Annotated in this window: 10 protein-coding genes and 1 pseudogene; all 11 read left to right on the top strand. The window is 68.4% G+C overall.

Going from position 1 to position 19,165, the window contains the following annotated elements; all coding sequences use genetic code 11:
* Positions 1 to 393 precede the first annotated feature (393 nt).
* The 11 genes and pseudogenes from AB8810_RS12655 (at position 394) to AB8810_RS12705 (ending at position 19,103) form a co-directional block, all read left to right on the top strand.
* The gene (locus tag AB8810_RS12655) at positions 394 to 2,973 is read left to right on the top strand and encodes a methyl-accepting chemotaxis protein (protein ID WP_369916666.1); all 2,580 of its coding nucleotides are present in this window, start codon (positions 394 to 396) and stop codon (positions 2,971 to 2,973) included.
* A 237-nt stretch (positions 2,974 to 3,210) separates the two neighbouring features.
* The gene (locus tag AB8810_RS12660) at positions 3,211 to 3,711 is read left to right on the top strand and encodes a hypothetical protein (protein WP_369913817.1); all 501 of its coding nucleotides are present in this window, start codon (positions 3,211 to 3,213) and stop codon (positions 3,709 to 3,711) included.
* Positions 3,712 to 4,397: 686 nt separating this feature from the next.
* Positions 4,398 to 5,972 (top strand): annotated as a pseudogene (locus tag AB8810_RS12665) (methyl-accepting chemotaxis protein); the annotation flags it as partial.
* A gap of 302 nt (positions 5,973 to 6,274) precedes the next feature.
* Positions 6,275 to 8,980, top strand: coding sequence for a Cache 3/Cache 2 fusion domain-containing protein (locus AB8810_RS12670; protein ID WP_369913818.1), 2,706 nt, complete (start codon positions 6,275 to 6,277; stop codon positions 8,978 to 8,980).
* Positions 8,981 to 9,038: 58 nt separating this feature from the next.
* The gene (locus AB8810_RS12675) at positions 9,039 to 9,821 is read left to right on the top strand and encodes a flagellar brake protein (RefSeq protein WP_179564451.1); all 783 of its coding nucleotides are present in this window, start codon (positions 9,039 to 9,041) and stop codon (positions 9,819 to 9,821) included.
* Positions 9,822 to 10,062: 241 nt separating this feature from the next.
* Positions 10,063 to 10,554, top strand: a complete 492-nt coding sequence (locus AB8810_RS12680) for a chemotaxis protein CheW (RefSeq protein WP_145700030.1) — start codon at positions 10,063 to 10,065, stop codon at positions 10,552 to 10,554.
* Between the two features lie 202 nt (positions 10,555 to 10,756).
* Entirely contained in the window at positions 10,757 to 11,137 is a 381-nt protein-coding gene (locus AB8810_RS12685; RefSeq protein ID WP_145700032.1) for a hypothetical protein, read from the top strand.
* A gap of 102 nt (positions 11,138 to 11,239) precedes the next feature.
* Positions 11,240 to 13,621, top strand: a complete 2,382-nt coding sequence (locus AB8810_RS12690; RefSeq protein ID WP_369913819.1) for a methyl-accepting chemotaxis protein — start codon at positions 11,240 to 11,242, stop codon at positions 13,619 to 13,621.
* Positions 13,622 to 13,800: 179 nt separating this feature from the next.
* Positions 13,801 to 16,053, top strand: a complete 2,253-nt coding sequence (locus AB8810_RS12695) for a methyl-accepting chemotaxis protein (protein ID WP_369913820.1) — start codon at positions 13,801 to 13,803, stop codon at positions 16,051 to 16,053.
* 166 nt (positions 16,054 to 16,219) lie between these two features.
* The gene (locus tag AB8810_RS12700) at positions 16,220 to 16,789 is read left to right on the top strand and encodes an MCP four helix bundle domain-containing protein (protein WP_369913821.1); all 570 of its coding nucleotides are present in this window, start codon (positions 16,220 to 16,222) and stop codon (positions 16,787 to 16,789) included.
* 52 nt (positions 16,790 to 16,841) lie between these two features.
* On the top strand, positions 16,842 to 19,103 hold the full coding sequence (locus tag AB8810_RS12705; protein ID WP_369913822.1) for a methyl-accepting chemotaxis protein: 2,262 nt from the start codon (positions 16,842 to 16,844) through the stop codon (positions 19,101 to 19,103).
* The last annotated feature ends 62 nt before the right edge of the window (positions 19,104 to 19,165 follow it).

The raw sequence follows: 19,165 nt of genomic DNA on the forward strand, positions 1-19,165 counted from the left end.
CTGCAGCGGTCGCTTGGATTCCCACGCAGCTCACGCCGATCGCCGGCAGTGACGGCACCGCCCCGGAATCGGCCCACCGTGTCGGATCGAGCGCCACGCCCAGTGCCAGTCGATGCAACGGCGCTGTAACCAGGCGCTCACAGCCACGCGACAAACTCGATCGCCGGCTGACTCGCACGCCGGACGCGCTTCAACAATCCAGTCCGCACGCCGTTACTGCATCGACACCAAGCCGCTTCCGCAAGCAGTGATCGCCATGAAGCATTCCCTATCGCGCTGCCCACTGCCTGCATCCGTGCGCGCCGCGGATCCGTATCTGCAAGCAGACGATGCCGTGCAGTCGCAATCGCGCGCTGCTTGACCTGTCGCCACCACGACGCTCAGAGACTTTTCATGTCACAACAGGTTCCCCAGGCCGCTGTCGGCCATCCCCGCTCCGCCCTCGGGTCGCAGCGCGTCTTGCGTGCCTGGCACGATCTCGCCATCGCCAGGAAGCTCAGCATCATCGGCATCCTCGTCCTGCTCGGGCTGGCGATCCCGGTCCTGCTCTACAGCGACAAGCTCAACGAAAGCGTCGGCATCAGCCGCAACGAACTGCGCAGCTATGCGCCGCTGCGCGAAATGCTGTCGCTGCTGGCGGCGCTGCAGGCCGAACGCGTCGAAACCGGCGCCGCCGCCGCCGCTGCGGCACGCGCTGCGGACCGGTCCCTGGCCGATCTGCAGCGCACCGTTGCGGCGCTGCCCGGCTTCGAAAGCAGCGACAAGGCCTTGGCGCGCTTGCGCCAGGCATTGGCTGACGGACGCGGCGACAGCGGCGCGGTCGGCGAACAGGCCGCTGCTGCGCTCGATGCGCTGCGCGACGACAGCCAACTGGTCTATACCCCGTATGTGGAGAGCTATCACCTGGTGGTGGCCAGCCTGATCTACGGTCCGGATACCAGCGAAGCGCTGACCCGCCTGGATGCGGCGGCGGATCCGTCACAGGCCGGCGCGGATGCGCCGGTGCTGCGCGAGCAGATCGCGCAGATCGCGCGCGACCATGCCCGGCTGCGCAACGAAATGGAAAAGGCGGTGGGCCTGCTCGAGCAACCGGATCCATCGCTGGCCGCCGCCGTCGCGACCGAAGCAGGCCACGCCGACGACGCCCTGCAGCAACTGTCCGCCGCGCTGGACAGTGGCGCGCCCGATGCCGACCGCCGCTGGAACCGCGCGCTCGACGCCTGGGGCCATGCGCTGCAAGCGCTGAGCGCGACGTCGTTGCAAGCGCTGCAGCGGCAGTCGGCACGGCACCTGGCCGACGCGCGCAGCGCGATGTGGTGGACGATCGCCGGGTTGAGCCTGCTGACGCTGCTCATCGTCGCCTTGTGCGTCCACACCCTGTCGGTGCTGACCCGCAACGTCCGCAACGCCGCCAGCGTCGCCGCGCAGATCGCGCAGGGCCGCCTGGATACCGCGATCGCGGTGTCCAGCCGCGACGAAAGCGGCCAGTTGCTCTCAAACATGCAACAGATGCAGCAGCAACTGCAGCGCGTGCTGGCGGCGCAGGTCGAGATGGCGCGGCGCCACGACGCCGGCCAGATCAGCTACCGCATGGACGAAAGCGCCTTCCCCGGCGACTACGGGCGCATGGTCCGCGACAGCAATGCGCTGGCCGCGGCGCATATCGCCGTCACCCTGCGCCTGGCGCAGATCATGGACCGCTACGCGATCGGCGACCTCAGCGAGGACATGGAGCGCCTGCCCGGCGAGAAAGCCGCGCTGACCGCGACCATGGACACGGTCAAGCAGAACCTGACCGCGATGAACCGCGAGATCAACCAGCTCGCCGCCGCCGCCGCGGCCGGCGACTTCAGCGTGCGTGGCAACGCCGAACGCTTCCAGTACGACTTCCGTGCCATGGTCGACAGCCTCAACCGGCTGATGGCCACCGCCGACGGCAACCTCGACGCACTGTCCGCGATGCTGCAGGCCATCGCCGCCGGCGACCTGACCACACGCATGCACGGCGAGTTCAACGGCGTGTTCGCGACAATGCGCGACGACGCCAACGCCACCGCCGAGCAGCTCGCCGGCATCGTCGGCCGCATCCAGAGCGCCGCATCGAGCATCGACAGCGCCTCCAGCGAGATCGCCGCCGGCAACGACGACCTGTCGCGGCGCACCGAGCAGCAGGCGGCCAGCCTGGAAGAAACCGCCGCGTCGATGGAAGAGTTGACCTCCACGGTCAAGCAGAACGCCGAGTCCGCGCGCCAGGCCAACCAACTGGCGGTGGGCGCCGCGTCGGTCGCCGCACAGGGCGGCGCCGTGGTCGGCCAGGTGGTGAGCACCATGAGCGGGATCGAGGCCTCGTCCAAGAAGATCGCCGACATCATCTCGGTGATCGACGGCATCGCCTTCCAGACCAACATCCTCGCGCTCAACGCCGCGGTGGAAGCGGCGCGCGCCGGCGAACAGGGCCGCGGTTTTGCGGTGGTCGCCAGCGAGGTGCGCAGCCTCGCCCAGCGCTCGGCCAACGCCGCCAAGGAAATCAAGCACCTGATCGACGACTCGGTCGGCCAGGTCGCCAACGGGTCGACCCTGGTGCGCCAGGCCGGTGAGACCATGACCGAGATCGTCTCCTCGGTGCAGCGCGTCACCGACATCATGGGCGAGATCTCCGCCGCCTCGCAGCAGCAGTACGCCGGCATCGAACAGGTCAACCAGACCGTGACCCAAATGGACGAGGCGACGCAGCAGAACGCCGCGCTGGTCGAGGAAGCCGCCGCCGCGGCGCGCGCGATGGAAGAACAGGCCGGCCAGCTCACCGAGACCGTTGCGCTATTCAAGATCGACCCGACCCATGCCACGCCATCGCCGCGGTCCCGCTCCGCTGCGACAACCAAGGCAGCGGCAAACGCGCCGGCCTCGGCGACCGAACGCAAGCCGCAGCCCGCGTATGCCAGCCACGGCAGCGCGGCGATGGCAGGGCCGTAACGCACCCTGCCCAACGGCGCCGGACCCCTGCGCCGACCCGCACCGGCCGTGGAGCGTTCCCGCGGCCGAGGCGGTCCGCGTCGCCACCCGGGCGACGGCGGGTCGGCGGCGAAGGCCTGGGGCAAGCGCCCTGCCCCGCTTCCGGCTTCCGAATCGGCAATTGCCTAAAGCCAGCCGGGTTCCCGTCGATAACGTGAAGAGCCGGTGATTGTCGGCGCAGCGCCCATCGGGGGGCCCATGCACGATGCCACCATCGCCGAGGCGAATCGTCCGCGCCGGCGCTCGCCGTTGCCGGTCGGCATGCTGTTGCTCGCCGTCTGGGCCGCGTGGTCGGCGGCCAGCCTGGCGTACCTCGCCAAGCCGTCGTCCGGCGCCAGCGCCGACACCATCCGCCGGCAATTGCAGGCCTTCGCGTCCTCCACGCCGCCGCGCGGCCAGGCCGTGGCGTTCCAGTTGCGCCTGGCCGAATGCGGCTGCACGCCTCGCGGACCCGCGCCCACGCTGCCGGGCCTGCTCAACATCGACCTGGGCGACCGGCCGGCGCCCGAGGCGCTGCCCTACCCGCTGATCGTGCTCGCTGCCGACGGCCGCCTGGTCTACGCCGGCCCTTCGCACATCGAGGGCTGCGGCGCCGCCATTCCCGCCGCGTCATTGCTGCCGCGCCTGCTCGCGGCCAGCAATGCGACGCCGCTGATCCTTCTCACCCACTGTGCATGCCCAAAGGAATCATCCGCATGAGCGCCGCCACCACCCAGGGAAGCTTTCTCGTAGGCAACGAGCGCTACGTCTATCTGCAGAAACTGGCTGCGGAGGCCGACCGCCTGTTCCTGGCGGTGGCCGCGTTCACCGCCATCGTCAGCCTCGCCGCCGCCTGGCGCCAGGACGTGTGGACGCCATGGCTGGCGGTGACGCTGCCGACCCTGGCGATCATCGCCCTGCAGGTGAAGCTCTATCCCGGCACGCTGCTCAGCCGCTGCACCGTGGCGCTGGGCCTGATGGTGCTGGCCGCCGTGCTGATCCAGCAGGCCGGCGGCATGGCCGAAGTCCACTTCGGCGTGATCGTGCTGATCGCATTGCTGCTGTACTACCGCGACTGGCGGCCGATCGTGGTCGCCTCCGCCGCCATCGCCGTCCACCACGTGCTGTTCTTCTGGCTGCAGCATCGCGGCCTGCCGCTGCAGGCATTCGCGGCCGACGCCGGGATCGGCATCCTGGCCACCCATGCCGGCTATGTGGTGGCCGAAGCCGGGATCCTGGTGGCGATGGCGGTGCAGATGCGCAAACAATTGCTGGACGTCGGCCACGACCCGCGCGACCTGGCGCTGCTGGCGCGCGCCATGGCCCGCCAGCAACCGCTGCCGGCCTCGATCCGCGGCCTGACCCTGCCGGAAGGCTCGATCGCCCATACCCTGGTGGTGGCCAGCGAGCAGTTGCTGAGCAGCCGCGAACAGGACGCGGAGATCCAGCGCGAGGGTCTGCGCATCCGCACCGCCCTGGACAACGTCACCGCCAACGTGATGATCGCCGACGCCGAGCGCAACATCGTCTACGTCAACAAGCCGCTGGCGCGGATGCTGTCGGCGGCGCAGGAAAACATGCGCCGCGAGCTTCCGGGCTTCGATGCGGACGCCCTGCTGGGGCGCAACATCGACATCTTCCACAAGCGGCCCGAGCACCAGGCCAAGCTGCTGGCGGCGCTGCAGCAGACCCACACCGCGCAGATCCGGGTGGGCGGGCACACCATGCGCCTGATCATCAACCCGATCGTCAGCAGCGCGTCCGAGCGCCAGGGCTTCGTCGTGGAGTGGGCCGACCGTACCGGCGAAATCCAGGTGGAAGAGGAAGTGACCCAGATCGTGCGGGCGGCCGCCGCCGGCGACCTCGACAGCCGCATCGGCCTGCACGGCAAGCAGGGCTTCTACCTGCTGCTGGCGCAGCAGCTCAACACGCTGCTGGACAACAACGCCGACGGCCTGGCGCGGATTTCGCAGCTGCTGTCGGCGCTGTCGCAGGGCGACCTCACCGCGCGCATGGACGGCGATCTGCATGGCGTGTTCGCCCGCATCCGCGACGACGCCAACGCGACCGCGACCCAATTGGCGACGATCGTGCGCCAGATCCAGGGCGCCTCGGATGCGATCAATACCGCCGCCGGCGAGATCGCCGCCGGCAACGACGACCTGTCGCGGCGCACCGAGCAGCAGGCCGCCAGCCTGGAGGAAACCGCCGCCTCGATGGAGGAACTGACTTCCACGGTCAAGCAGAATGCCGAATATGCGCGCCAGGCCAACCAGCTCGCGGTGGGCGCCGCCTCCGTCGCCTCGCAGGGCGGCGACGTGGTCGGCCAGGTCGTCACCACGATGAGCGGCATCGAGGCCTCCTCGAAGAAGATCGCCGACATCATCAGCGTCATCGACGGCATCGCCTTCCAGACCAACATCCTCGCCTTGAATGCCGCGGTGGAAGCGGCGCGCGCCGGCGAACAGGGCCGCGGCTTCGCCGTGGTCGCCAGCGAGGTGCGCACCCTCGCCCAGCGTTCGGCCACCGCCGCCAAGGAGATCAAGGGCCTGATCGACGCCTCGGTCGGCCAGGTCGCCAACGGCTCGGCGCTGGTGCGCCAGGCCGGCCAGACCATGAGCGAGATCGTGTCCTCGGTGCAGCGCGTCACCGACATCATGGGCGAGATCTCCGCCGCCTCGCAGGAACAGTCGTCCGGGATCGAGCAGGTCAACCAGACCGTCACCCAGATGGACGAGGCCACGCAGCAGAACGCCGCGCTGGTCGAGGAAGCCAGCGCATCGGCGCGGGCGCTGGAGGAACAGGCCGGGCAGCTGGCCGACGCGGTCGCGGCGTTCAAGCTGTCCGACGCGGCAACGACCGCCACGCTGCGCGCGCATCCCGCCGCAGCGCCTCGCCCTGCCAGCAAGCCGGCCGCGTTGTCAGCAGTGCGCAGCGCACCGATCGCCGTCGCCACGGGCACCGAGTTGCGCGAGTTCTGATCCCGCGCAGCGCAGCCGCCCGGCCAGCCGCACACCGACATCCCGCGCTCACCGGAGCGCGGGGACGCATATCGCTTCGACGCGCATGCGTCGCCATAGCAAACGTCTTTGCCGCAGGGGCTGGGGGACCTGCCGGCTTCGCGAATGTCCCGATCATGTACCCAACTGTCTCGGGACAGGCCGAAATGCAGGGAAAACTGCCTGCAACGGGCCACTATTCGGTCAATTTTTCGTCATCGCCGCCGATAGGATTTCACGCGCCGCTCACACAGGCGCCCTATTCCGTCCGCATAGGCGTTGCCATGAAAAAATTCAGCCATCTCTCGGTCGGCACCAAGCTGTCGGCCCTGCTCACCATCGCGGTCAGCGCCGCACTGGTGTTGCTGGCCACCTTGATCTACCGCCAGTCCGCCAGCAGCCATGAGACCCAGGTACGCAAGGAGATCGAATCGGCCACCACGCTGATGAATCAGTCGGTGGCGATGTACGACCGGGTGCTGAGCGAGGAAACCGATCGGATGGGGCAGATGTTCGCGACCATGCTGCCCGCCGGCGCGGCGCAACTGGAGCCGGCCAAGACGGTACAGATCGGCGACGTGCAGACGCCGACGCTGCGGCTCGGGCCGCATGTGCTGAATCTTGATTTCGCCTCGGTGGACCATTTCGCCGACGCCAGCGGCGGCGTGGCGACCGTGTTCGTGCGCAGCGGCGACGATCTGGTCCGGATCGCGACCTCGCTGCACGACCAGTCCGGCGCACGCGTGGTCGGCACCGTGCTGGACCATGCGCATCCCGCCTATGCGCTGCTGCTGCAGAACAAGCCCTACACCGGGCCGGCGCATCTGTTCGGCAACGACTACATGACCCATTACCAGCCGCTGCACGACGCGCAGGGCAACCTGGTCGGCGCGCTGTTCGTCGGCCGCAACTACACCCAGGGCCTGGCCGCGCTGCAGGAACGCCTGCGCAGCACGCGCATCGGCGAAGACGGCCACTTCATCGCCGTGGACATGCACCCGGCGCGGCGCGGGCAACTGCTCGCGCACCCGGTTTCCAAGGCCGCCAACGTGGAGGCCCTGGTGGTGGAGGCGGACAAGCCGTTGCTACAGGCCTTGCTCGAGGGCAAGCAGGCCAGCGCCACGCTGCGGCTCAAGCGCGACGCGACCGCAGATGCGGCGGCCGAGCCGTTCCTGGTCACCGCCCAGGCCTACCGGCCGTGGCAATGGGTGCTGCTCGGCGCGCAGCCGCGCAGCGCCATCGAGGCGCCGCTGCAGGCCTTGATGCGCAGCATCCTGGCGTTCTCCGCGTTGATGCTGGTCGGCTGCGCGGTGCTGGTGTTCGTGCTGGCCCGGCGCATGGTGTCGCGGCCGCTGGCGGTGATCGAGCAGGTGGTCGGCGACATCACCGCCGGGCGCCTGGAAAGCCATATCGAGGTCGGCCACGGCCAGGACGACGTCGGCCGGCTGCTGCACGGCATGCGCCGCATGCGCGACGATCTGCGCGAACGGCTGCGCACCGAGCGCGTGGTGGCGGCGGAGAATCTGCGCGTGCGCGTCGCGCTGGACGATGTCAGCACCAACGTGATGATCGCCGACGCCGATCGGCGCATCGTCTACGTCAACCGTCCGCTGGTGAAGATGCTCGGCGACGTGCAGGACGACCTGCGCCGCGACCTGCCGCACTTCGACGTGCAGAAGCTGATCGGCAACACCATCGACGTATTCCATCGCCACCCCGAACACCAGGCGCGCCTGCTGGCCGAACTGAAGACCACCTACCGCGCGCAGATCCGCGTCGGCGGCCGCACCATGCGCCTGATCGTCAATCCGGTGATCGACGGCGACGGCAATCGCCTCGGTTTCGTCGTCGAATGGGCCGACCGCACCGACGAGGTGAGCGTGGAAGAGGAAATCGCCGGCATCGTACGTGGCGCGGTGGCTGGCGACCTGGGCGGACGCGTGCGCCTGGACAACAAGCAGGGCTTCCTGTTGCAGCTGGCCGAACAGATCAATGCCCTGCTGGAAGCCAGCGCCTCCGGCCTGGGGCATATCCAGCACATGCTGCAGGCGCTGTCCGAAGGCGACCTGTCCACCCGCATCGACGCCGACCTGCAGGGCGTCTACGCCAACATGAAGGACCACGCCAACACCACCGCCGAGCAACTGGCGACGATCGTGCGGCAGATCCAGGGCGCTTCGGATGCGATCAATACCGCCGCCAGCGAGATCGCGGCCGGCAACGACGACCTCTCGCGCCGTACCGAACAACAGGCCGCCAGCCTGGAAGAGACCGCCGCCTCGATGGAGGAACTGACCTCCACCGTCAAGCAGAACGCCGAACACGCGCGCCAGGCCAACCAGCTCGCGGTCGGCGCCGCCTCCGTCGCCACCCAGGGCGGCGACGTGGTCGGTCAGGTGGTCACCACCATGAGCGGCATCGAGACTTCGTCGAAGAAGATCGCCGACATCATCTCGGTGATCGACGGCATCGCCTTCCAGACCAACATCCTGGCGCTCAATGCCGCGGTGGAAGCGGCGCGCGCCGGCGAACAGGGCCGCGGCTTCGCCGTGGTCGCCAGCGAGGTGCGCACTCTCGCCCAGCGCTCGGCCGGCGCGGCCAAGGAGATCAAGGGCCTGATCGACGAGTCGGTCGCGCGCGTCAGCGAAGGCTCGGCGCTGGTCGACCGCGCCGGACAGACCATGCAGGAGATCGTGTCCTCGGTGCAGCGCGTCACCGACATCATGAGCGAGATCTCCTCGGCCTCGCAGGAGCAGTACGCCGGGATCGAGCAGGTCAACCAGACCGTGACCCAGATGGACGAGGCCACCCAGCAGAACGCCGCGCTGGTCGAGGAAGCCACCGCCAGTGCGCGTTCGATGGAAAGCCAGGCCGGCGAGCTGGCGCGTGCGGTCGCCTCCTTCACACTTGACCAGCGCCCGCCGGCCGGCGCCGCGGGAAACATCGCCACATTGCATCCAGGCTACAAAAAAGCCGGTCACGGCCGATAGCATCGTGGGACGGGCGGAATGCGCCGCCCCGCCCCATCCACGATCGCATTGCCCACCCATGGCCGAAGGCATTCCCAGCGACTCCCCCGAACCGTCTCCGCACGAGGCGACGGAACAGGACGACCGCTTCCTGCTGACCAACCCGCGCCAGATCCGGCAGCTGCTGCAGTCGCTGATCAACCAGCGCTCGCAGATCAGTGCGCATCTGGGCGGCCGCGACCAGTCGTTCTCGACCGCGCTGCTGGAACTGGACGAGCACAGCCTGCTGCTGGACCTGAGCGTCAACGAGGCCAGCAACCGCTCCGCCGAGCACGCCGAGTACCTGCTGTGTTTCGCACAGCTGGACAAGGTGCGCCTGCGCTTCCGCATCGCCGACCTGGAACGGGTCGACAGCGACGGCACGCCCGGCTTTCGCGCGCCGCTGCCCGATTCGCTGTATTACCTGCAGCGCCGCGAGCACTTCCGCCTGGAGACGCCGATCACCGAATCGCCGATGTGCGTACTGCGGCTGGACGATGCCAGCCCGCCCACCGAACTGGTGCTGCGGGTCATCGACATCAGCGGCGGCGGCCTGGCGGTGGCGCTGGTCCCCGGCCAGCCGGTGCCGGAGCAGCGCCAAAGCTACCCGCGCTGCGTGCTGCAGTTGCCCGACGCCGACGCCATCAAGCTGACCCTGCAGGTCTGCAACATGTACCCGCACAAGCTGGCCAACGGCCAGGACACGCTGCGGGTGGGGCTGCGCTTCGCCGACCTGCCGCGCGGCGCCGATGCGGCGATCCAGCGCTACATCTTCCGCATCGAGCGCCAGCGCAGCGCACGCAAGAGCGGCGTGCTGTCCTGAACGGCGCATCGACCATGCACCACGCATCCTGCAGGAGCGGCTTCAGCCGCGACCGGGGCGTTACCAGGAAAGTCCCGGTCGCGGCTGAAGCCGCTCCTGCAGGCAACGCTTTCTATATGTCTGTCTCGGATGCATCAGGAGGGACCGCTAAAGTTCTGCCCCACCACGCCGATCTAGTGCAAGAGCCGCATTTCCCGCTTCCCGCCATCCCTCCGCAATCCGTGCGCACCAGGAGCACACGATGAACGACAAGAACACCTCTGCCTCCGGTGCCACCGGCGGCGAATTCCTCAGCTTCACCCTCGGCGAAGAGCATTACGGCGTCGACATCCTGAAGGTGCAGGAAATCCGTGGCTACGACTCGGTCACCCGGGTGCCGGACGCCCCGGAGTACATCAAGGGCGTGATCAACCTGCGCGGCACCATCGTGCCGGTGATCGACCTGCGCCTGAAGCTGCGCCTGAAGGAAGCCCGCTACGACGCCTTCACCGTGATGATCGTGCTCAACGTCGAGGACCGCGTGGTCGGCATCGTCGTGGACAGCGTCTCCGACGTGATCCCGTTGAACGAGGACCAGATCCGGCCGACGCCCGAATTCGGCGCCGCGGTGGACACCCGCTTCATCTCCGGCATCGGCACCCAGGACGACAAGATGCTGATCCTGCTGGACATCGAGACCCTGCTCGACAGCGCCGACCTGAGTCAGCACGCGCACGTCGACGAAGCCGCCTGAGCCGGCTCGAGCCGCGGCCGCGCCGCGGTTCCGCACGCAATTCCCGACCCGCCGTCCATCGGCGGGTTTTTTCTTTCGGAAATGCGAACTGCTTATCACTTGCGCCGGTCAAGTTCGTCGTTACCACGCCGATAGCTGATAGGTGGCCCGATCAAGCACCTGGGCCGACCTCTTTCGCCCACCCCTAAAGGAGTTTCCCCCGATGAAGCCGAGCTTTCCCCTGCTGCTGGTCCTGCTGCTTGCCGCCAGCCCGAGCGCCTTCGCCCAGTCGCAGCAGATGATCCCGCCGGAGATGGCGGCCCGCTTCGTCGGCAAGGACGGCATGGTCTGCGGCAAGGTCGAGAAGGCCAAGTACGCGCAGAACTCCGAAGGCGAGCCGACCTTCTTGTACATGGGCGGCATGTTCCCGCGCCACACCTTCTCCGCGCGCATCGCCGGCGCCGACCGCGGCAAGTTCGGCTTCGCGCCGGAAACCCTGGAAGGCAAGGACGTGTGCGTGATCGGCAAGATCGAACGCGACAGCTCGCGCGCCGAGATCCAGGTCAGCGCGCCGTCCAGCCTGAAGCTGGCCACGATCAAGTAAGACGAAGCGTCGCCGCGCCGGAGCCCTCGCGCTTCCGGCATGGCGGCGCTTTTGTTTTTTTGGTGCTTCGCCGCCGTCGTCGAACCAAGGGGAAATGCGTTCATGCAGTGGATAAAGAATCTCAAGTTGATGCCGAAGCTGATGCTGGCGTTCGGTCTCGTACTCGCCATCATGTTGGTGCAGGGATTGGCGGCCTACAACGGCCTGCACTCGCTCAACGGCGTGGCCGACGGCGTTTCCAAACAGGTGGTGCCCAGCGTGCGCACCGGCGGCGAGATGCGCGGCATCCTCGGCGAATACCGCAATGCGGCCTACCAGAGCCTGATCCGCAGCAGCGATGCACTGAAGAAGGAATCGGAGGCGCGCAAGGTTGCGCTGGGCAAGCAGTTGGACGAGATCCTGGCCAAGTACCCGCCGATGATCGGCAGCGAAAAGGAACGCGAGATCTACAAACGCACCGTCGCCGACTGGAAAAAAGCCGGCGACTCGTACAAATCGGTCGACGAGATGCTGCAGCTGGAGCTGCACGACGATGCGATCGACACCTTCACCAGCGAGACGCGCACCCTGCACAACAAGGTCGTGGCCGACGTGATCGACCTGATCGCGGAGAACAATCGCCAAGCCGAGGTCGCCGCGAACGCCGCAGCCAACACCTACGGCAAGGCCTCGGCCACCCTGCTGGTCTGCCTGCTGATCGGCGTCGCCGGCGCGGTGGGCCTGGCCTGGCTGTTCGGGCGCATGCTGGCCACCAACGTGCGCGGCGCGGTCAAGATCGCCAATGAAGTCGCCGCAGGCAAGCTCGACGGGCACATCGACGCCAGCGGCCAGGACGAGATCGGCGAACTGATGCAGGCGCTCAAGCGCATGCAGCAGGACCTGCGCGAGCGCACCGAGCGCGACGCGGCCGTGGCGTCCGAGAACCTGCGCATCCGCACCGCGCTGGACAACTCCTCCACCGGCATGTTCATCGCCGACCTGGACTACGCCATCGTCTATGCGAACCCGTCGATGCAGGGCATCGTCGACAAGTACGCCGACCAGATCCGCAAGGTCGCTCCCGCGTTCGATTCGAGCATGCCGCTGGTCGGTTCCTCGCTGTCGGTGCTGGAATACGGCAACCAGATCGACACCCGCACCGTGGCCGCGATCGAGAAGCATGGCGTGGCCGAACGCGAGATGGCCTACGGCCACGCCCGCATCGCCCAGATCGTCTCCAGCATCCGCGACGCGCACGGCAGCCATGTCGGCTTCGTCTGCGAATCGCGCGACCGCACCGTCGAGGCCCAGGTCGAAGAAGAGGTGGCCAAGATCGTGCAGGCCGCCGCCGCCGGCGACCTGTCCGGGCGCGTGGCCACCGACGGCAAGCAGGGCTTCTTCCTGCAGCTGGCGCAGCAGCTCAACGGCCTGCTGCAGGCCAACGGCGACAGCATCGGCGAAGTCTCCAAGCTGCTGACCGCGCTGTCGCAGGGCGACCTGACCGCGCGCATGCATGGCGAGTTCGACGGCGTGTTCGCGACCATGCGCGACGACGCCAACGCCACCGCCGAGCAGCTCGCCGGCATCGTCGGCCGCATCCAGACCGCTGCGATCAGCATCAACGCCGCCGCCGGCGAGATCGCCGCCGGCAACGATGACCTGTCGCGCCGTACCGAGCAGCAGGCGGCGAACCTGGAAGAAACCGCCGCCTCGATGGAAGAACTGACCTCCACGGTCAAGCAGAACGCCGAGCATGCGCGCCAGGCCAACCAGCTCGCGGTCGGCGCCGCGTCCGTCGCCTCGCAGGGCGGCGCCGTGGTCGGCCAGGTCGTCACCACGATGAGCGGCATCGAGACCTCCTCCAAGAAGATCGCCGACATCATTTCGGTGATCGACGGCATCGCCTTCCAGACCAACATCCTGGCGCTCAATGCCGCGGTGGAAGCGGCGCGTGCCGGCGAACAGGGCCGCGGTTTCGCGGTGGTCGCCAGCGAAGTGCGGACCCTGGCCCAACGCTCGGCCAATGCGGCCAAGGAGATCAAGGGCCTGATCGACGCCTCGGTCAGCCAGGTCGCCAACGGCTCGGCGCTGGTGCGCCAGGCCGGCCAGACCATGAGCGAGATCGTGTCCTCGGTGCAGCGCGTCACCGACATCATGAGCGAGATCGCGGCCGCTTCGCAGGAGCAGTCGTCCGGCATCGAGCAGGTCAACCAGACCGTCACCCAGATGGACGAGACCACCCAGCAGAACGCCGCGCTGGTCGAAGAAGCCACCGCTGCCGCACGCTCGATGGAAGAACAGGCCGGGCAGCTGACCGAGGCCGTCTCGATCTTCCGCGTGGAACAGTCGCCGGCCAGCGCGCCGGCGCCGCGCCATGCGCAGGTGCACTCGATCCGCACGGTGGCGAAGAAGCCGGTCGCGGTGCCGTCGGGCAAGCCGGCGCTGGCCACCGGCAGCAAGAAGTCCGTACCGGCTCTGGCCGATTCGGACTGGCAGGAGTTCTGAGGCGCCGGCAGTCGCGGCATTCAGGCACGTCCCGATCCCCGGCCCCGCGCCGGGGATTTTTTTGTCGGCCACCGCCGGTCCCGGCCACGGCGGCTCGGCCGGGCCCGCGCGGGTTTGTCTCAATTTTGTTACCGCCGCGCCGTTAAAGCCTTCGAGAACCACTCGAAGGTGTCCATCCAATGTCGTATCCGTCGCTCGTCGCTCGCCTGTCGGATCTGCCGCTGCGTCGCAAGTTCGTCTGGCAAACCCTGCTGCTCGGCAGCGGCATCGTGCTGCTGGCGATCCTCGCCGCGCGCATGCAGTACGTGGATATCCGCAACACCCGCGAGCAGGCGCTGAAGAGCCAGATCGAACTGGCGATCGGCGTGGTCCAGGCCTACGCGGCCAAGGTGGAGGGCGGGCAGATGCCGCTGGCCGAGGCGCAGCGCACCGCGCTGGCCACGCTGGAGTCGATGCGCGCCCGCGACGGCGTGGACTATTTCTACGTGCACGACATGCGTCCGACCATGCTGATGCACCCGACCCGCCACGACCTGGTCGGCAAGGACATCGGCAACGTGCTCAGCGCCGACGGCAAGCCGATCTTCCGCCAGTTCGCCGCGGCAGCGGCGGCCGGCGGCGGCTATGTGGACTACCTGTGGCCCAAGCCGGGCAACGACAAGCCGGTCGAGAAGGTGTCCTACAACGCGCCGTTCAAGCCCTGGAACTGGGTGATCGGCACCGGCGTGTACATGGACGACGTGCAGGCGCAGGCGCTGCTGTTCACCGGCGTGATGACCGTGGCCGGCGGCGTGCTGGTGCTGATCACCTTCGGCATCAACTGGCTGATCGGCAGCTCGGTGCTGGTGCCGGTGTCGCGCACGCTGCAGGCGATCCGCGCGGTGTCCCGCGGCGACCTGAGCGTGCGCATCGACAATCCCGGACGCGACGAGACCGGGCAGATGCTGCGCGCCACCGGCGAGATGATCCAGATGCTGGAACGCTTCTCCAGCGAGACTGCGAAGATGGCGGTGCTGCACGCCGACAAGGACATGTCGCACCGCATGCCGCAGGACTTCCCCGGCGTGTACGGCGAGCTCAGCAAAAGCATCAACACGATGATGTTCGAGCACCTGGACGCGATCGTCGACGCGATCGCGGTGCTCAACGAATACGCCAACGGCGACCTGCATCGCGATGCGCGGCGCCTGCCCGGCAGCCGCGCGGTGCTGCACGAATCGATGGATGCGGCCAAGGCCAGCCTGCTGGCGATCAACACCGAGATCAAGCGCCTGGCCGCGGCGGCCGCCGCCGGCGACTTCAGCGCCCGCGGCGATGCGACGCATTTCCAGCACGACTTCCGGCTGATGGTGCAGGACCTCAACGCGATGATGGAGGTCAGCGACCGCAACCTGGGACAGCTGTCCACGCTGCTGCAGGCCATCGCCGCCGGCGACCTGAGCGTGCGCATGCAGGGCGAGTTCCACGGCGTGTTCGCGACCATGCGCGACGACGCCAATGCCACCGCCGACCAGCTGGCCGACATCGTCGGCCGCATCCAGACCGCCGCGCTGAGCATCAACACCGCGACCACCGAGATCGCCGCCGGCAACGACGACCTGTCGCGGCGCACCGAGCAGCAGGCGGCCAGCCTGGAAGAGACCGCCGCCTCGATGGAAGAGCTGACCTCCACGGTCAAGCAGAACGCCGAACATGCCCGCCAGGCCAACCAGCTCGCGGTCGGCGCCGCCGCGGTCGCCTCGCAGGGCGGCGACGTGGTCGGCCAGGTGGTGAGCACGATGAGCGGCATCGAGACCTCCTCCAAGAAGATCGCCGACATCATCTCGGTGATCGACGGCATCGCCTTCCAGACCAATATCCTGGCCTTGAATGCGGCGGTGGAAGCGGCGCGTGCCGGCGAACAGGGCCGCGGCTTCGCCGTGGTCGCCAGCGAGGTGCGTACCCTCGCCCAGCGCTCGGCCAACGCCGCCAAGGAAATCAAGAGCCTGATCGACGACTCGGTGACCCGCGTCGCCGAAGGCTCGGCACTGGTCGATCGCGCCGGGCAGACCATGGCCGAGATCGTGTCCTCGGTGCAGCGCGTCACCGACATCATGGGCGAGATCTCTGCCGCCTCGCAGGAGCAGTCGTCCGGGATCGAGCAGGTCAACCAGACCGTCACCCAGATGGACGAGGCCACGCAGCAGAACGCCGCGCTGGTCGAGGAAGCCAGCGCATCGGCGCGGGCGCTGGAGGAAGAGGCGCGCCGGCTGAGCGAGGCCGCAGCGGTGTTCCGGCTCGGCACCGGCGGCGGCAGCAACCCCGCTGCGGCCACGCGCGTGCGCGCAGCGCCCGCACGCGCGGCGTCGCGTCCGGCGGCGGCCAAACCGGCCCCGCGCCAGGCGGCGGGCAAGCGCGCGGCGGTGACGGAAACGGACTGGGCGGAGTTCTGAGCGCTGCGCCGCGGCCCGGCCATCCAATCGGACTTGCATCACAGTTGCATCGGTGCCGCGCACGGGCGATCTCAAGCGTCCGTCCCCGCAGTCGATATCGAATTAACGATGCGTGAATGCGGTCACCGCAGCCACCTCGCCATTGCCGCCGCTTCGGGAGCCTGAGATGCCGCGCTATACCGATCTGAAATCGTCCCTGCTCGCGTCGCTGCTGTGCGTGCTCGGCTGCGCCGCGGTGATCGGGATGGCGCATCTGAGCACCCGCACCCTCGACGACTCGCGCCAGCACCTGCTGCAGTTGCAGACCCGGCAAGCGCCGTCGGCGATGGCCTTGCGCGAGCTGCGCGCGCAGCTCGCGGAACTGCGTCTATACCAGCTGTCGCTGATCGCCGCGACCGGCAATGCCGCGGAAGTGGCCGACTACGACCAGCGCATCGAACGCTCGATGCGCGGCGCGCGCACGCAGGTGGCGCGGTACATCGCTACCGCGCCGAGCGGCGACGAACGCCGCCGCTTCGCCACGGTCCAGGCGGAGCTGGACGCTTATCTGCAGCTGCACCGGCAGATCAGCAGCGCGGTGCATGCCGGCGATCGCGAACGCGCCCGCCAGCTGTCCACGCAACAGGCGCTGCCGCAGCGCCGCGCCCTGTTCGCCGACCTGGAGGAACTGAGCCGGGTCAACGCCGCGCACGCGCTGCATCCGGACGCGGACGCGCCCGCCTACGTCGCCCGCTAGCCCCTCTGCGGTACTGCCTCGCCATCGCCCAATCCGCTGCACGGAAACGCCAATGAACGTCTTCAAGCAACTGAAAATCCGCGACAAGCTGATCTTCGCATTCGCCCTGACCACGCTGCTGACCGTGATCCTGGGCGTGTTCACCTATTCGCGCACCACCTTGGCGATGTCCGAGCTCAAGCGCATCGAGCTGGATTGGGTGCCGGCCACGCAGGCGCTGGCCGAAGTGCGCGCGCAGCTCGGCGAGTTCCGCACCTACGAGCTGGCGCAGATCGCGCGCGCCGACGACCCGGAAGCGATGGCCGACTATTTCAAGCGCATGCAGAAGGTGCGCACGGAAGTGGCGAAGAACCAGGCCATCATCGAACGGGTGATGCTGGAAAAGACGCAGCGGCAGATGTATGCCGGGGTCAAGGAAAAACTGGACGCCTATCTGCAGGCCAACACGCTGATGGGCGATGCGATGCGCGGCGGCGACGTCGCCGCGGCGCAGACCATCTCCGACAAGCAGTCGCGGCCGCTGCGGCGCGACCTGTTCGAACGGATCGTGGCGCTGACCGACTACAACGTCGCCCAGCTGAACCAGGAAATGGACACCATCAACGCGCAGCTGGCGCGCACCAAGCTGCTGATCATGAGCCTGCTCGCACTGGCCATCGCGGCCGCAGCCAGCGTCGGCTGGATGATTTCGCGCGGCATCGCGCGCCAGCTCGACGCGGCACGGCAGCTGTCGCAGGCCATCGCCCGCGGCGAACTGGACAGCGCCGTGCGCGCGCGCTCCAACGACGAGGTCGGCCAGCTGATGGGCGACATGCTGGACATGCGCAGCCGCATCCGCGAGGTGATCGATGCGCAGAACCTGATGGCGCAGCGCCACGAACAGGGCACGATCAGCTATCGCATGGACGCGACCGCCTTCCCCGGCGACTACGGGCACATGGTCAAGGCCACCAACGATCTGGTCGCCTCGCACGTGGCGGTGAAGCTGCGCCTGGTGCAGATCATCCAGCGCTACGCGATCGGCGACCTGTCCGAGGACATGGAACGCCTGCCCGGCGAGAAGGCCGTGCTGACCGAGGCGATGGACACCGCCAAGGCCAACCTGACCGCGATGAACGTACAGGTCAAGCAACTGGCCGAAGCCGCGGCGATCGGCGACTTCAGCGCGCGCGGCGACGCCGAGCGCTTCCAGTACGATTTCCGGGCGATGGTGCAGAACCTCAACGCGATGATGGAGGTCAGCGACCGCACCCTCGGCGAGCTGTCGCAGCTGCTGCAGGCCATCGCCGCCGGCGACCTGAGCGTGCGCATGCATGGCGAGTTCCACGGTGTGTTCGCCAAGATGCGCGACGACGCCAATGCCACCGCCGAGCAGTTGGCCGATATCGTCGGCCGCATCCAGGGCGCAGCCGCCAGCATCAACGTCGCCTCGTCGGAAATCGCCGCCGGCAACGACGACCTGTCGCGCCGCACCGAGCAGCAGGCCGCCAGCCTGGAAGAGACCGCCGCCTCGATGGAGGAACTGACCTCCACGGTCAAGCAGAACGCCGAACACGCGCGCCAGGCCAACCAGCTTGCGGTGGGTGCGGCCGCGGTGGCCTCGCAGGGCGGCGACGTGGTCGGCCAGGTGGTCGCCACCATGAGCGGCATCGAGACCTCGTCGAAGAAGATCGCCGACATCATCAGCGTCATCGACGGCATCGCCTTCCAGACCAATATCCTGGCGCTCAACGCCGCGGTGGAAGCGGCGCGTGCCGGCGAACAAGGCCGCGGCTTCGCCGTGGTCGCCAGCGAGGTGCGGACGCTGGCCCAGCGCTCGGCCGGCGCGGCCAAGGAAATCAAGGGCCTGATCGACGACTCGGTGACCCGCGTCGCCGAAGGCTCGGCGCTGGTCGATCGCGCCGGCCAGACCATGCAGGAGATCGTGTCCTCGGTGCAGCGCGTCACCGACATCATGGGCGAGATCTCCGCCGCCTCGCAGGAGCAGTCGCTGGGCATCGAGCAGGTCAACCAGACCGTCACCCAGATGGACGAGGCCACGCAGCAGAACGCCGCGCTGGTCGAGGAAGCCACCGCCGCGGCACGTACGCTGCAGACCCAGGCCGGCCAGCTCAGCGCCACCGTCGCCGAGTTCAAGCTGGACCCGCAGGCCAGCGCACCGGCGCCGCAGGCCGCGCCGGTCGCAAAAGCCAGGCCGTCCGTGCGCGCCAAGACCTCTCCGGTGGCGACCGCACCGCGTGCGCCTGCGCGCATCCGCAGCGTGACGGGCACGGCACGCGCCTCCGCCGCCGAAGACCAGTGGCAGGAGTTCTGACGGCGGCAGCGGCGGCGGCCCAGGCCGCGCCTTGTTCCGGCGTCAATTTCGCCCGGCGCCGG

It is taken from the genome of Xanthomonas sp. NCPPB 3005, from assembly GCF_041228095.2.
Taxonomy (GTDB): Bacteria; Pseudomonadota; Gammaproteobacteria; order Xanthomonadales; family Xanthomonadaceae; genus Xanthomonas_A; species Xanthomonas_A bonasiae.